This is a genomic window from Veronia nyctiphanis (assembly GCF_004116385.1).
Classification (GTDB): Bacteria; Pseudomonadota; Gammaproteobacteria; order Enterobacterales; family Vibrionaceae; genus Veronia; species Veronia nyctiphanis.
The window spans coordinates 58306-74248 of record NZ_PEIB01000013.1 but is presented as its reverse complement, the minus strand read 5'-3'; the positions used below and the strand labels follow the sequence as shown (position 1 = coordinate 74248).

General features: G+C 49.6%; 9 protein-coding genes and 4 pseudogenes. 7 read left to right on the top strand and 6 right to left on the bottom strand.

The annotated features are described in order from the left end of the window. Positions 1–95: 95 nt before the first annotated feature. Together CS022_RS12045 and CS022_RS12040 are read left to right on the top strand one after the other, a co-directional pair. The gene (locus tag CS022_RS12045; protein ID WP_268967896.1) at positions 96–425 is read left to right on the top strand and encodes a flagellar basal body-associated FliL family protein; all 330 of its coding nucleotides are present in this window, start codon (positions 96–98) and stop codon (positions 423–425) included. A 163-nt stretch (positions 426–588) separates the two neighbouring features. Beyond that, on the top strand, positions 589–1296 hold the full coding sequence (locus CS022_RS12040) for a hypothetical protein (protein WP_129122476.1): 708 nt from the start codon (positions 589–591) through the stop codon (positions 1294–1296). Positions 1297–1357: 61 nt separating this feature from the next. Here CS022_RS12040 and glpG read toward each other — a convergent pair whose 3' ends face one another. From glpG to ftsY, 6 genes and pseudogenes are all read right to left on the bottom strand, one after another. After that, positions 1358–2188 (bottom strand): rhomboid family intramembrane serine protease GlpG, encoded by an 831-nt coding sequence (glpG, locus tag CS022_RS12035; protein WP_129122475.1) that lies wholly within the window; start codon positions 2186–2188, stop codon positions 1358–1360. Between the two features lie 8 nt (positions 2189–2196). Beyond that, positions 2197–2525: pseudogene (gene glpE / locus CS022_RS12030) on the bottom strand (thiosulfate sulfurtransferase GlpE). A 320-nt stretch (positions 2526–2845) separates the two neighbouring features. Further along, the gene (gene rpoH, locus CS022_RS12025) at positions 2846–3706 is read right to left on the bottom strand and encodes an RNA polymerase sigma factor RpoH (protein ID WP_129122474.1); all 861 of its coding nucleotides are present in this window, start codon (positions 3704–3706) and stop codon (positions 2846–2848) included. A 132-nt stretch (positions 3707–3838) separates the two neighbouring features. Then, a complete protein-coding gene (gene ftsX, locus CS022_RS12020) occupies positions 3839–4750 on the bottom strand; it encodes a permease-like cell division protein FtsX (RefSeq protein WP_129122473.1) in 912 nt (303 codons plus the stop codon). Then, positions 4743–5399 carry a cell division ATP-binding protein FtsE gene (gene ftsE, locus CS022_RS12015; RefSeq protein ID WP_129122472.1) on the bottom strand — a complete coding sequence of 219 codons (657 nt, stop codon included), beginning with the start codon at positions 5397–5399 and terminating at the stop codon, positions 4743–4745. The genes ftsX and ftsE overlap by 8 nt, the downstream gene beginning before the upstream one ends. Before the next feature lie 4 nt (positions 5400–5403). Next, a pseudogene (gene ftsY, locus CS022_RS12010) lies at positions 5404–6925 on the bottom strand (signal recognition particle-docking protein FtsY). 232 nt (positions 6926–7157) lie between these two features. Between ftsY and rsmD the strand changes: the two are divergent. The 5 genes and pseudogenes from rsmD (at position 7158) to CS022_RS27320 (ending at position 15941) form a co-directional block, all read left to right on the top strand. Then, a pseudogene (gene rsmD / locus CS022_RS12005) lies at positions 7158–7789 on the top strand (16S rRNA (guanine(966)-N(2))-methyltransferase RsmD). Further along, positions 7790–8056 (top strand): DUF1145 domain-containing protein, encoded by a 267-nt coding sequence (locus CS022_RS12000; protein WP_129122471.1) that lies wholly within the window; start codon positions 7790–7792, stop codon positions 8054–8056. Between the two features lie 226 nt (positions 8057–8282). Further along, positions 8283–8897 (top strand): DUF1449 family protein, encoded by a 615-nt coding sequence (locus CS022_RS11995; protein ID WP_129122470.1) that lies wholly within the window; start codon positions 8283–8285, stop codon positions 8895–8897. A gap of 24 nt (positions 8898–8921) precedes the next feature. Beyond that, positions 8922–10211: a flotillin family protein gene (locus CS022_RS26360; protein WP_235869482.1), complete on the top strand. Its 1290-nt coding sequence runs from the start codon at positions 8922–8924 to the stop codon at positions 10209–10211. A gap of 859 nt (positions 10212–11070) precedes the next feature. Further along, a pseudogene (locus tag CS022_RS27320) lies at positions 11071–15941 on the top strand (DNA repair ATPase). Positions 15942–15943: the final 2 nt, after the last annotated feature.

The following is a 15943-nucleotide window of genomic DNA, read 5'->3' as shown; positions in this document are numbered from 1 at the left end:
GACTGAATGTTATGATAAAAATACTCCGCCCACTGATCTTTTCACTTGTGGCTACCACGACATGCGCTCTGCCCGTTTATGCCGAAGAAGGGGGTATGGCACCCTCTTTTGTGTATTACACGATGCAGCCTGAGATCACGACAAATTACATTACCCCCGGTAAAAAAGTTGGCTTTATTAACATAAAAGTCCAGCTAATGCTCGAAGACCCGACATTGGAAGCTACTGTTGCTTATCATCAGGGTCTTCTGCGTGACGCTCTTATCGATATCATCAGTAAAGAGCCAGAGGCAACCATCAAATCCATGTCAGGCCGGCAGGCAATTCGGGAAAAATGTTTGGCGAGACTCAATGAACTTTTGGAAGCAGAGACGCAACAGGTCATCATCAAAGACCTTCTTTTTACCAAATACCTTTATCAATAATACTGTTTCATAAAGGTTTAGAGCTGAACTGACTAGCTAAACAGTCGGTTTAGCTATATTCCTAGCCATAACTCACTAATAATGGAACAAGACTTCATCTGAACACACTCACTGAGAGTCAACGCTGTCTGTTGGCACGTTTTACGTTCAGGAGAGGCAAGTTATGTCAGATTTAACAGGTGCAATTCCTTCACGGGCTGCCTACAACGCTCATGTCGGCGTCCAAACACCAACAAATATGCCATTAGATACAACAGGTACTGGAGATGGCATAGCGACAGGCTCAGACACCAACGCAGGTGATGATGCAAAACAGCAAACGCCGAGAGCTGTGCTATCGGAAGAAGTCGGCAGAATGCCAATGGACACGCAAAGCGCTCGGATCATGAACCGCATCAGTAACCTTCAGGCAAAAACGCCCGAACAGAATGCTGATAAAGTGCAAGAAAATAAAAAAGCACAAGAAGCGCAGGAAGCACAAGCGCTTGAACAACAGTTCATGGAACAGGAAGAAGAACTCATCGCGGCGGCCATGGCGCAAAAAAGCCAAGAAGAGTCTCTAGAACAGCTGGCAACGAACATGATTATGGCCCTGATATCGAACGCAAAGGACGCGAAATCGGTTGAGCAGATCATCGCTAGCTTAGCAAGCTTGATTAAATCAGGCGGTGGCCTCGCAGTCCAAACTGCACTGGCACAAGTCTTCAAGGACGCAGTGAAGTCTGATTCGCTGAAGAACCCTGAATTCCAAAAAGCGATCAACGAACTCGCTAAAGACCCTGACATTCAACCCGTACTCATGAATGCTGTTGAGGAAGCTAAGGGGGGCGAAAAAGCAAAAAATACGCCTTCACCGACCAACATGCTTTAAATAATTTAAAACACCTCTTCTGAACAGGGCGGCATTATTGTCGCCCACCCTCGTTCATACGCTAAGCCTTCACTTTTGCCGCATACCATCCCATCATGCAGCCAGATATTAGGCCTGCCAAGTGCGCAATATTGGCAATTTGCATTCCTAGGGGCTCGAAAAAGCCAATCACCAGCCAAGCAAGCATGAAACCTACGTACGCGCGCTCTATCTGAATGCCCTTTTCTGGCGCAAAGTAACCGAGAAACCACACGTATCCGAGCAGAGCGTAGACGACACCAGACAGCCCGCCAAAGTTGGGGCCCGCTGACAGGTACTGGGCGAGACCAGAAAATGCCGCAGATATCAGAAATACCTGCAATAGCCGATAAGCTCCCTGCTTTTGTTCTATGCGCCCGCCTAACACCCACCACCAGATAAGATTAAAGACCAGGTGAAGCGTCGAAAAATGGAGCAACCCATGGCTGAACCAGCGCCAAACTTGCCAAGATTCATCAATGCTTTCAGGAAAGTGCAACAGATCAAAAATGGGAACAATGAAGCCGAGCCAGCTGAATATATACACGACCGCACAAGTCACCATCAGTGACAACGTTAACGGGCCAGCTTGCTGTTTGAGTAAGGTTAAAAGACCCGTTGAGCCGTAGCTAAATGTCGCCGTACGGGTTTCAGCGACTTTCCATGATGATTCGAAGTATTTACCGGCAGTAGGATCAGTTAAAAAGTCTGCCAGTTCCTTTTCGGCGATCTCTTGGTTGATGTCATTAATCAGCCACAATCCAACTCGGCCACCGTCCTCCGGCCCAAGCTTAACGTCAATGTCCATTGCAGCCATGTAGTCGACAAAAGCCTGCGCCATTCTTGGGTTATCCAACACGCCGAGTTTGATCATATTGTTCTCTATTTGCCCGAAGAAACAGGTAACTCGGCCCGATGCCAAGCTTCAAAGCCACCATCGACGCTATACACTTCCTCGAAACCTTGGTTGATAAGATACTGCGCAGCTCCCTGACTACTGACACCGTGATAACACATCACCAACACAGGCTGATCAAAGTCCACTTCCTGCATAAAGGACACGATCGTATCGTTTGTCAGGTGAAGGGCACTCTCAGCATGCGCTAGTTGGAACGATTGAGGATCCCGTATATCAACCATCACACCGGTTGATCCTCTTTTTTCAACATCGACCACGCCTCAGCTACCGAGATATGCGCAAAATTTTCCATAGGTTGTTCCACTCCAAACAAGGGTTTACTCATAACAGCCCCATACTACCTAGAGCAAAGGGCAAGCATTATCCCTTATTCTACATGAGTTTTTCTCTTGCCAATACGTAAGCGAGATTCACAGCAGTACAAAATCCATCCAGCTGTGGAAAATCCTGTGAATTGCGTTGATAAGGTAGGATCTCCACATTGGATCCACTATATCTAGTGTTGATCCATTGATAACCTGTGAATAACTATCAATAATCTATGTATATTCTTGGATCACAGGCACAAAAAAACCGGCTGAGCGCCGGTTTTTTTCACTATGCTAAACAGTCTCAGAGGTCATCACCTACTGCTTCTTTTAGCTTTTTCATCGCGTTCTTTTCAAGTTGACGAATACGTTCAGCAGAGACCTGATAGTGCTCGGCAAGCTCCTGTAGCGTCGATTTGTTTTCATCCAACCAACGCGAACGAACAATATGCTGACTTCTCTCGTCAAGGCCTGCTATCGCTTGGGCAAGGCGCTGGTTAGCATGCGCTTCCCAGTTTTGCGCTTCTACATTATCTGCCAAGTCAGACGATTTGTCTTCGAGATAAAAGACCGGAGCAGTCGGCCCGCTGTCTTTATCGTCATCGTCGCCATAGCCATCAAAACCTGCATCATGAGCGGCCAGCCTTGATTCCATCTCACGGACTTCAGACGCCTCAACACCCAGTTGCTCAGCAACCATGTTAACTTCTTCGGCGTTGAACCAACCAAGACGCTTCTTCGCTTTGCGAAGATTAAAGAACAACTTGCGTTGTGCTTTTGTGGTCGCGACCTTTACGATGCGCCAATTACGCAGCACATACTCGTGAATTTCAGCCTTGATCCAATGTACAGCGAAAGACACCAGTCTTACGCCAACTTCAGGGTTGAAGCGTTTGACTGCTTTCATCAGGCCGATGTTGCCTTCCTGAATAAGATCAGACACGGGTAAGCCGTAGCCTGAATAGCCACGTGCAATATGAACAACAAATCGCAGGTGTGACAGGATCAAGCCTTTCGCAGCCTCCAGGTCACCCTCGTAATGCAGACGCTCAGCCAGTTCACGCTCTTCTTCCGCTGACAGCATGGAGTAGCTGTTCACGTTCTGCAAATAGCTGTCGTAGCTATCCTGAGAGATCGGGGCCAGTGCGTACATTTCTGTTGTCATCTTCACCTCGTTAATTTGCGATCCTTAGGATCGGGGAAAACGTCCACTGTGATCCGATATATTGTACTTTTCGCGTACAGAATACAAGCCCATTCATTTCTCTATGAGCCCGAATTCTCGTGCAATCCGCTATTATATCGGTTCCATGTTTCTAAGATGTTTCGCGGTTGCCAGTCTTGCTGCTAGGAGTCCTATGAGACTCGCAGACAATATCAGGATAAGAAATTCATCAATCCGAAGTCCTGCCAACTCAAAACTGCTGTCATACAACGCAGCCAATGTAGCAACGGCCCTATCAAGCATGAATGTGACAATCATAGTCACAAACCATGCCAGTACAGCGCCTGCTAAACCAAACCATGCCCCTTTATAGAGGTAAGGTCTCAGTATGAAACTGTCAGTCGCGCCGACCAGCTTCATCACCTGAATTTCTTCTTTGTGGCTGAGCACTGTTAGCCTCAATGTGTTACCTATTATAAGGAAGACACCCACCAGCATCAGCAAAGAAAAAGTCATCGTCAGGGCTAGAATTACTTTCTCTAGCGCCTGAAGCCTCTCAAGCCAGTCGCGATCAAGTCTAACTTCATCAACCTGTTTCAATAATCCCAGAGAAGACGCTAATGCAGAGACGCGATCTGGTGATAGCCCTTCATCAGGGATAACAACAATGACCGACGGTAACGGATTTTCTTCCAGAAGACTTATCGCTTGTTCAAAACCGGAGTTTTTTCGAAGTTGGGCTAAGCCCGAGTCAGGGCTGACAAGCTCAGTCTTTGCCACGCCTTCTTTATTAGTGATCTCCGAAGCCAGATTAGTTCCCTGCTTTTGAGAAATACCCGGCGAGAGGTATAAGGTCATCTGCGTTGGGTCTTGCCATTGCTCCTTTACGACCAGTAAGTTTTTCGATAACAAAAATAGGGTAGTTGGAAGACTCAATGCCACGGCCAAGACCAGAACCGTAAGAAGATTACTGCTCGGATTCGAAAAAAGATCACGAAAGGCCTGCGTGCTTTGCTCGATGTGCGTTCGAAGAAACTTAGCCATGCAGTCTTCCCTGTTGTAACTCTAAGCGGCGGATTTCCGGGTAGCTACCCAGCAGAGAAGTATCATGTGTGGCCATCAGCACGGTCACGCCAATACGATTGAATTGCTTGAATAGTGACATAATCTGCTTGGATAAGTCCGCATCAAGGTTACCTGTCGGTTCATCGGCAATCAGCACTAGCGGGCGGTTAACGACAGCACGGGCAATACCAACACGCTGCTGCTCGCCGCCAGAGAGCTGAATCGGTAGACACAGCGCTTTATCAAGCAGGTCAACTTTGTCGAGAGCTGCGGAGACCCGCTTTTTGACTTCACTCTCGTCTGCCAAGTTTATACGCAGTGGCAGTGCAACATTGTCGAAGACAGTGCGATCCATCAACAGCTTATGGTCTTGAAAAATCATCCCAATCCTGCGGCGCAGGAAGGGGATGTCTTTACCGGGGAGTCGTGAGATATCATGACCATTAAACAAAATTGTGCCATCGCTAGGACGTTCAATGGCACAAAGCAGCTTCAACAACGTACTCTTACCCGCACCTGAGTGCCCTGTCAGAAACGCCATCTCTCCTTTTTCGAGCTGGAAGCTGACTTTCTGCAATGCCTGCTTTCCGCCCTGATAGGCCTTACTGACTTGCTGAAACTGGATCAAGCTGCTATTCCTCCCTGCTGAATAACGCCTCAATAAATTCTTCTGATGCGAATGGACGAAGGTCATCAATACCCTCTCCCACCCCGATAAAACGAAGTGGAATTTTAAATTGATCCGCAACAGCAAAAATAACACCACCCTTCGCCGTACCGTCCAATTTGGTCAGGCTGATACCTGTCAGTGGCGCAATATCATTGAATAAACGTGCCTGACTGATGGCATTCTGTCCAGTACCAGCATCAATCGTCAGCATGATTTCATGCGGCGCTTCAGGGTCGAGTTTCTTCATTACGCGGACAATTTTGCGTAATTCTTCCATCAGGTTAGCTTTGTTTTGCAAACGACCCGCAGTATCTGCAATGACTACATCAACGTTTCGCGCTTTTGCGGCCTCAATTGTGTCGTAGATCACTGACGCACTGTCCGCTCCTGTATGTTGAGCCACAACAGGGACATTGTTTCGCTCACCCCATACCTGCAGCTGTTCAACAGCAGCCGCACGGAAAGTATCCCCTGCTGCCAGCATGACGGATTTACCCTGTTGCTGGAATTGCTTGGCGAGTTTACCGATAGTGGTCGTTTTACCTACACCGTTCACACCCACCATCAGGATTACAAACGGGCCGTCAGACGTTTCAACATTGAGCGGCTTTTCAACTTCAGAAAGGATGTCTGCCATTTCCTGCTTTAATAGTCCATAAAGGCTTCGCCATCTTTCAGCTCGCGACGACTTGCTTTGTCGGTCAGACTGTCGATGATCTTGGTCGTGGTATCCATGCCCACGTCCGCAATTAACAGTTGCTCTTCGAGTTCTTCGAAGAGTTCATCATCTATTTTCTTGCCACTGAACAGGCCAAAAAAGCCTGCACCTAGATTGGCTTTGGTCTTTTGTAGACCACGTTTAAGACGTGCAAAGAAACCTTCACGTTTCGGCTTCTCTTTTTCAGCATTTTCAGCTTTTTGACGTTCTGCTTCTTCCTCAGAGGCAAGTGCTTGCGCTTCAGCTTCTGCTTGTAAACGAGCCTCTTCCTCGGCAAGAGCTTTTGCCTCTGCTTCTGCTTGCAGACGAGCCTCTTCCTCGGCGCGGGCTTTGGCTTCAGCTTCCGCTTTCAAACGTGCTTCTTCCTCAGCGCGAGCTTTGGCTTCAGCCTCCGCTTTCAAACGTGCTTCTTCCTCAGCGCGAGCTTGGCTTCAGCTTCCGCTTTCAAACGTGCTTCTTCCTCAGCGCGGGCTTTGGCTTCGGCCTCCGCTTTCAGACGCGCCTCTTCCTCAGCGCGGGCTTCGGCTTCTTTGCGAGCTTCTTCCTGCTCGCGAAGTGCAGCGGCTTCAGCCTCAATGCGGGCTTGCTCCTGCGCTAACGCTTCTGCCTGCTGAGAAGTATCTGTGTCAGGGGTACTGGTTTCGACGGTATTGGTTTCAACGTCGACCGCCGTTTCCTGCTCTGTGCTTTGCGTTTCCGGTTCTTGTTCTTTCTTGCGGCCAAAGCCCAGCCAGGACATAAATCCGCGTTTCTTTTTTTCTGCCATTGGCAAATCCTAAAGCTTGATTGGTACAATCAGCGTTAAATACATTAACTGTTCAAATGACGTGCGAGCGGCAAAAAAGCCGTCGTGCCGATGCTCTGTGTTTACCTGCCGTTACAATTAGCCCGTGGCAAAGCCAGCGGGACCATGCAAAATGCAGGCTTCGAGGTACGGAAAACACCATGAGATAACCTGAGCGGCTTATTCTATCACCTTCTTTGCGGTCGAAAAATCTATGACGAGACGTAGCTCAAAAAACACCAATCCAAAACGCCAAATATCGGCAAACAAACGCGGAGGTATCAGCGCTGGTACACCGGGTTTTGTGAGGATTATTGGTGGCCGCTGGCGTGGTAGAAAGCTTCCGGTCAAAAATGTGGAGGGATTACGCCCCACAACGGACAGAATCAAGGAAACCGTGTTCAACTGGCTCAACGCTGACATTTATCAGGCTAAATGCTTAGATGTGTTTGCTGGTAGCGGCGGACTTGGCCTTGAAGCCTGTCACGACAAGCTGCTTTCGTCACCTTAATAGAGAAGGATGCTGGAGCCGCTGCCCAGATCTCACAAAATCTTGCCACCTTGCAAACCGATCAGGCTAAAGTGCTGAATCAGGATGCACTCTCGGTGCTGGAGCAACAAGGTGAACCGCAGGATCTGGTGTTTGTTGACCCGCCGTTTAGGAAAGACCTGCTTCAGGATGTCTTCCAGCGCCTTGAACAAAATGGCTGGCTCGCCGAAGGTAGCCTAATTTACGTCGAGTCTGAAAAAGAACTCGCCGAGATCCCTGCACCAGACAACTGGTCAATGATTAAGGAAAAAACAGCGGGTCAGGTTAACTTCCGGCTGTATTTGAGAGAGGAATAAATGAAAGCTTTACTGTTAATCGCGAAACTGGCGCTCGGATTTGTGTGGTTTGTACTGTTTGCCAACGTGTTTTATCCCTTCCCAGGCAATGCTGCTATTACGCTTTACATTCTGGCGGCCTTCCTGTTTATGATGCACGGCCTACAAATGCTGATGTTCATTGGTGCCTACGGCGAAAAAATTAACGCCAGCCGGTGGGAGAAGTTCTCCATTCTGGCCTTCGGTGTCTTCGCCATGCTCGATCTTCGCCGCAAGTACATGCAGTAAGACTACGAAATTACGAAAAAGCCTCTCGGGGCTTTTTCTTAACCTAACAACCCATCTTTCATCTCTGACACCAGCTCACATTGCCCTTCCTTCTGGACAAATAATTTTCGATGCGACTCTAAGAAGCGAAGACTCCTCTTTATCTATCAACGCCGTCAGATACTCTTTTGTCACGCTCACCAGAACAAAACAGCTTCTAAATAATCCAATAAATAGAGTGATATGCATGGCTTTAGGTGACTTTTTTACGGCGTTACTTTCATTCCCAATCAGTATCTTCTTTGTCCCATTTACTGTATTGGCCTTATTAATGATCATTGACCAGCTATTTAACGTGGTCGATGGCCTTACCTCAGATCTTGACCTGTTTGATTTTGACCAAATTCCGGGTACAGGCTTATTGCTGCCCCCCATACTGTCAAAAGTCCCTTTGACTGTCGCACTTTGCGTCTCCTTCTTTCTGGCAACCGTGCTGTCTTTTTATCTCTCCCAGTTCACTGGATCAGCTTTATCAGGGTCACTGAAACTGGTGCTAGATATCGCCATGATCCCCGTTATCGCTTACGTATCCCTTGCCTTAGCGGCGTGGCTACTTAAGCCATTAGCGCCTCTATTTGATAAACAAAAAGCATTTGCCAACGTCGACTTTATTGGCCTCAGAGCCCGTGTACACAGCAGTAAAGTATGCGATGAGGCAGGCGAAGTCGTGGTCTTGCATGAGGGCAACGAGTTTTTACTTGATGCCGCGCGCCAAGGTGATACCCAACTTGAATACGGCGATGAAGTCATCATCGTCTCTAAAGACTCAACAACCTCCCGATACTGGGTGGCTAAAGCATAATTAATTTTTCGTCAGGAGCTAATCATGGAAATGGATATTTCACCGGGCCTCATCTTTACAGGTGTCGCAGTGGTTGTCGTTCTTCTTGTCCTTATATACATCACCTCACGTTATAAAAAAGTACGTGGCGAGGGTGATGCGCTGATTGTTAACGGCTTACACCGTACTCGCGCCTCACTGACTGGTACTTTCGTCTGGCCTATCATCAACCAGCACGAGTACATGGATATCACCCGCAAGAAAATTTCGGTGATCCGCAGCGGACAAAAAGATCAGGAAGGTGAAGAGTATGAAGGTCTGCACTGCAGCGATAACATTCGCGCCGACCTCAAAGTAGACTTCTATATCGGTGTTAATCACGAAGAAGACGACATCATCCGTGTTGCCAAGCTCTTCACTGCACACGAAGCGTCAAACCTTGACCGCCTGAAAGAGCACTTCCAGCCGAAGTTCTCAGAGGCACTGAAAACTGCCGTTAAGCAATTCGAATTTGAAGAACTGCTAACAAACCGCCGCGCATTCCGAGATGCGGTTGTCAGTGTCATCGGCAGCGAAATGGACGGATTCAAAATTTACGACGTGGTTATCGACAAGATTGATCAGACCTCGCTCGACGCACACAAAGCGGACAACATCCTTGATGTGGAAGGCATCCGCAAAATCTCCGCTATTACTGCGCAGAAGAACACGGAAACCAATGCTATCCGTCAGGATGAGCGCACTACGATCAAGAAAAAGAACGTAGAAGCAGAAGCGAACCGACTCCAGCTCGATAAGCAAGAGCAGGAAAGCATCGCACGCACCAAGCGTGAAATTGACATCATCAAAGCACAAGAAGACGCCCTGTCGGCAGAAAAACGCGAGGAATACCAGCGCGTGACTCAGCTAGCAGAACTGGAGACCGAAGAAGAAGTCTCCAAGAAGCGAGAAAGTGTTCAGATGGAAGTGGAAATGACGCGCATTGCTAACCAGCGTCAGGTTGCCATTCAGGAAGAAGAACTTAATCGTTCTGTGGAAACCGAGAAAGTCAGAACCGCATCGGAAGTGGCCGAGCGTGAAATGCAAAAAGAAACCACGGTCGAAGAAGCCTCAAAGCCGTGTCTGAAACCCGCTCTCAACGTGTTGAAATTGAGCGTAAGATTGCCCGCGAAGAAGAAGAGACCGAGAACCTGCGTGTTAACGAGCGCGTTAACCGTGATAAACGCGTCAAGCTGGTTGAGGCAGAAGCCGCAGCAGAAGCCGCACAACTTGAGTTACTGGTCGCAGCCCGCGCCGAAAAAGATGCAGCCCGCGAACGTTCTGAGCGTCTGCTGATTGAGAATGAAGCAGAGCTGAAAGTGAAAACGCGCAGCGCTGAAAACGATCTGGCGGTGAAGACCCGTCAGGCAGAAGCCGATCAGGTGGTGATGACCAAACTTGCTGAAGCTGAATACGTCACTAAAGACCGTGAAGCCGCGGCCAAAGAGCGTATGGCACAGGCTGAGAGAGAGCTCATCAGCGCGACGGGCCTTGCTGAAGTGGAAGTTGAACGCGAACGTGCGCAAGCTATTAAAGAAACTGGCGAAGCGCATGCATTCACCCTGCAAAGTGCGGGTGAAGCAGAAGCTCAAGCGCTGCGTGCAAAAGGGCTTGCTGAAGCAGAATCTCAAACTGCTCGCTTTGAAGCCGCGCAGCAGTATGATGAGCATACCCGTGAACACGACAAGTGGGTTATGCAGCTGCAGCAACACAAAGAGTTGGAACTGGCACGTATTACTGCACAGACATCTGTGGTCAGTGAAAATGCCAAAGCGCTTGCGGAAGCACTGGGCAAAGCGGACATCAAACTGTTTGGTGGTGAAGGCATGGAGCAGCTGCGTCGCACGGTACTGGATGCCGCCGCCATGGACACCAAGTTCCAAGAGTCTGATGTGCTGAACCCACTGGTTTCTGAATACATGGACGGCAATCGAAGCCTGCCAGCCGACATAAAAGAAATCCTTGAGAATACTGACCTGAAAAGCAGCGACCTGAGTAATGTCGCGTTGGCCAGCCTACTCAACACACAAGGCGGCGCTACTGAACTTCTCAAGAAGATTCAAAGTTCAATGTCTGGAGCACCACAAACGGACGCCTAACCACACCTCTCTTTTTGCACCCCGCCTCATCGGAGGCGGGGTAAACAGGAATAAATATGTCAGACACAACGCAACAAGCTGTGGCTGAGGGTGGCGCTTATGAGGTTCTTAAATCACGCCTCACACATCAGGGCGAACACCTAAAATCCCTCTCCCAGACATTCAATCAAACACGTCAGCAGGTATTCGGCGGTCAGGAACTCTCTCTGGTCGGCAAAGCCAATGTGCAAACCGACGCCCGCTGCATTCCCATCGATATGGCGCAGGTGAATCAGCAACTGCTGTTTGGCTACCATGTTCAGGTGGGCATGAAAGCTGCGCCCAGCCTCAACGACGTATTCGGCCTTTATCAACTGCACGAGAATGACGGCACCTTCCGGGTTGAGCCGGTAGCCATTGAAAGCAGCTTTCTCAGTGACAACCGTTTTGTTCACGAATTCACCGAGCTATTCACCTACTACCGTGACGCTAAATTACTGCAGATCTCTCGACAGGAAAGCATTCTCTATATTGCCTTCCAGATAGGGATGCGGCCGGAAGACCGCAAAGTCTTCCGCTTTCAGCTCAACGCGGACTCTGTGGAGTATCTCGATTCGTTCGGTCATGCTTCACTTGAGAACACGGTGCAGCAAGACATTGAGTGGACCCCAACCACCCGTGATGACCATGTGCTGGGCGATCACCCGCACGTCTCAATCCGCGACAAGTTGTTTATCGAATGCGTGGGTGGCGATCTGACCATCAAGGTCGAAGATAACACCACAGACGGCAAAGGTATTTACCGTGAAGAGGTGGAAGATCCGCACCAAAGTCTTGCCGACGCTCACATCGACTATGCCTTTATCGGCGATTTAATTGCGCTGCGCGTAAAGCCTAACCGCGAAAAGCACAGCCGCTATTTTGTTTACAATCCGCTGAACCAATCGGTTGTCCGCGCCGATGCGTTGGGCCAGAGCCTCAAAGCTTTGCCCGAAGAACATGGTCTGCTGTATGCCAATGGTTATGTCCTTGCCAACGGTGAACACAAACGCTTTGATTTTCCGACTGAGCACCTGAAGTTTTTCCAGAAAATCATTTCTCCGAACGGCGAAGACATACTGTTTTTCTTTTTCGATGCGGAAAATGGCTACTACATTTCTTACGCCTACAACCTCATCGAAAAGCGCTTTGAAGCGCCGATGGAGAGCCACGGCTACAGCCTCTACCCTGATGGCCGGATGCTGGTTTTCCAACTGTCGGAGAATGCTGAAGCCTCAACCATTCATCCGCTGCGCATCTGGGATACGCCCTTCTCGACGCCAGAGCACTATGCCAAGGTTAATGCGATGTCAGATGGCGGAAGCCGCTGTTCAACTTAGGCAATACTGAGCTGGTGCGCGCCCTGTCATCTGTGCTGACAATCTGCCATTTGGCACAGACCGACGATGTCACTCAGGCCGCTTTCGAAACGTTACTTAAGCAATGTCAGTCGACACTCGACCATTACACATGGCTGGCACATGAGTATGCGCTGGGCATGGGGGATGCCATCAATCAGTTGATGGAAACCGCCGACAAGATCATTGATGAATTTGCCAAGGTGCAGCAACTGCAATCACACGCAGCCGCAAGCCTTGTCGCGCAGTCAGACTTAGTGGCAGAACTCGTCGGCAGAATAAAACTGGCACCGAAAGATCAAGCCAACACCCTGCTGAGCCTGCTTGCAGACGTCAAACGTCAGGTTGGTGCAGTGATGGCGTTGCGGCAGCAGCATTACATCGATACCAATCAGGTCGAGCAACTACTGAACACTTTGCAGGCCGAGCGTGAAAACCTCAATGTTCGGCTTCTAAAACTGCTTCAGGATGAAAAGGCCTATCAGCCGTTCAAACAGCAGATACATCAGATTGAAGAAACGCTGCAATCTCTAACGAAAACCAGTGAAATTCAGAAGCTGCAGGAAGCTGTCGACACCCTCAGAGGCGAGCTTCAGTTGGTGACCGAAGAAGTCACCGACATAGAAACCGATGACCCGACGCAGTCAACGCGTATTCTTGACCTCACGACCGAAGTTTCTTCACTGCTCAATACCGTCTCTGCCAAACTACGTGGCAAAGCCAAAGGCTTGCAAAGCGACGAAGCTCAGGCGGAATTCAGTGCGCAATTTAAACTGCTCGGTCAGTCAGTTAGCAGCGCTATGGAGCAAGCCACGACGCCAGATGAGTGTGACAATCAGCTGGCAAAACTGATTGGTCAGCTGGATAAACTGGAATCCCGCTTTGCTGATTTTGATCAGTTCCTTGCCGAAATTTATGCCAAGCGCGATGAAATTCAGTCCACGCTGGATAACCACAAACAGCAGCTCATTTCCGCTCAGCAGCGACGCGTACAAAACCTGATGCAAGCAGCCAAGGTCACTATGGCCAGTATCGAAAAACGTGTTGAGCGTTTTGACGATGTGGCGGCGCTAAACAGCTACTTTGCCACCGACGCCATGGTGCTGAAGCTGCATCAGCTGTCTAAGACGATTCGTGAATTGGACGACAGCGTGAAAGCCGACAGCCTTGATGCCAAGCTCAAGTCACTGCAAGACCAATCGCTGCGCTCACTTCGCGATAATCAGGATATCTTTGAGCAAGGCGGAAAAGTCCTTCGCCTCGGCAAACACAAGTTCAGTGTTAACCAGCAAACCCTTGATGTGTCGCTGGTCGAACACGATAATACTTTGTGTTCACACATCTCGGGAACAGATTTTTATCAGCCTGTTGATGATACTGAATTTCTTGAACTTCAGGCCATGGCGCACCTCGATGTCGCCTCAGAGACAGAAGCGCTTTATCGCAGTGAATACCTCGCCTACCTGATTTTACAAGGCGCGCAGCAAAACAGCGGCGACGAAACCATTGAAAGCCTGCTGGCCGCCAATGAACAAGGACAGTTATCTGATATCGTTCAACGATTTGCCGCGCCGAGATACAAAGAGGGGTACGTAAAAGGGATTCATGACAATGATGCCACCCGCATCCTTGCTGCACTTTTGCCTGTTTACCAGCAAGCGGGGTTACTGCGTTTCAGCCAAACAGCAAGGGCTGAGGCCTTGCTCTGGCTGTTATCTGTCAGCAATGAGCAACGCAACGGTTTCCAAACGGAGGCCAAAAATGCGCAGCTGCTTAGAGAGCATCTCAACGCCAGTAACGCCTACCTGACTTTGCAACAGCAACTGGCTGACAGCCTGAACGGCACCTATGGTCTGGAAAGCGCCGATTATCTGATTCAGGTTTTGTCTGCTGCCGATGAATCATTGCGTATTACGGTCAGTAAAGATGCAAAGGCACTTTGTAACGATTACCTTCAATTCCGCCAAAGCCTTGGTTGGCAGGCAGACACTCGCTCACCAGACAGTGCGTTTGCCGATCACAAGCAATGGCTTGCGGCGTATACGGCGCAGAAAGACTACGGCAGTGAATTCATCACCGAAGCTGCCGTTGTCGCCGTCCTGAAAACACATGCTGAATTTCCGCTCGATAGCGCAGACTTCTCGCTCGCTTTTGAGGTGAAAGAGCTACTGGGTGAGCACAACCGTATTCAAAAAGGCGGGCTGTCACTGGTCCTTGATGACTTTTTGCAGCGGGCAGAATTCCACCGCAGCGTCACTGTGCCTGCGCTCGAGCGCTACCTGACACAACGGACCGCCTTGCTGCAATCGGCCAAAGAGTCACTGCGGCTGAGTGAATTCAAGCCACGTCCGCTGACATCGTTTGTCCGTAACAAGCTCATCAGTGAAAGTTACCTGCCTTTGATTGGTGATAACTTTGCCAAACAGATGGGAACACTGGGTGACAAAAAACGCACCGATCTCATGGGTATGCTGCTGCTGATTTCACCGCCGGGCTACGGAAAAACCACCTTGATTGAATACGTGGCCCACAAGCTTGGGCTGGTGTTTATGAAAATAAACGGGCCGTCTATTGGGCATCAGGCAACATCGCTCGACCCGTCAGAAGCCCCTGACCAGAACGCCGCCCGTGAAATTGAGAAAATTAACCTCGCCTTCGAGATGGGCAACAATGTTCTGCTCTATCTCGATGATATTCAGCACACTCACCCGGAGTTCCTGCAAAAATTCATCTCTCTTTGTGACGGTACCCGTCGTATTGAAGGCACCTGGCAGGGCAAAACCAAAACCTACGACATGCGCGGCAAGAAGTTCGCCGTGGTGATGGCTGGCAACCCCTATACCGAGACTGGTGAGGCTTTCCGTATCCCTGACATGCTGTCAAACCGTGCGGATATCTATAACCTCGGTGACATGCTGTCCGACCAGAAGCAGGCGTTTGAGCTGAGCTTTATCGAGAACTCCTTAACCTCGAACAGCGTACTTGCCCCGCTCGCGACCCGCGACCTTAATGACCTTTATCGGTTCGTCCAAATGGCGCAAGGCGAAAGTATTGCGCTAAGCGAAATGTCGCACGCTTACTCCTCAACGGAAGCCAATGAAATTGTCACAACGCTGCAAAAACTCGCCAAAGCGCAGCAAATCGTGCTCAAGGTGAACCAGCAGTACATCAAATCGGCCGCCACCGCAGACCAATATCGCGTTGAACCACCGTTCAAACTGCAAGGCTCATACCGCAACATGAACAAGCTGTCAGAGAAAATCTCTGCTGTCATGACCGATGACGAGCTGAACACCATGCTGCAAGACCATTATCAGGGCGAAGCCCAGACACTGGCGGCGGGCACAGAGGAAAACCTGCTCAAACTGGCGCAGCTGCGCGGCAATATGACCGCCGAGCAACAAGCACGCTGGCAGGAAATCAAAGAAGGGTATCAGCGTCAGCAAATGATGGGTGACACCGATGACAGAGCAGGACAAGTCGTCCAACAGCTGGTCACGCTTAACCAACATATCGCCCGTTTTGGCGAGCCGTCGTCAGGGAGAGAGTAACA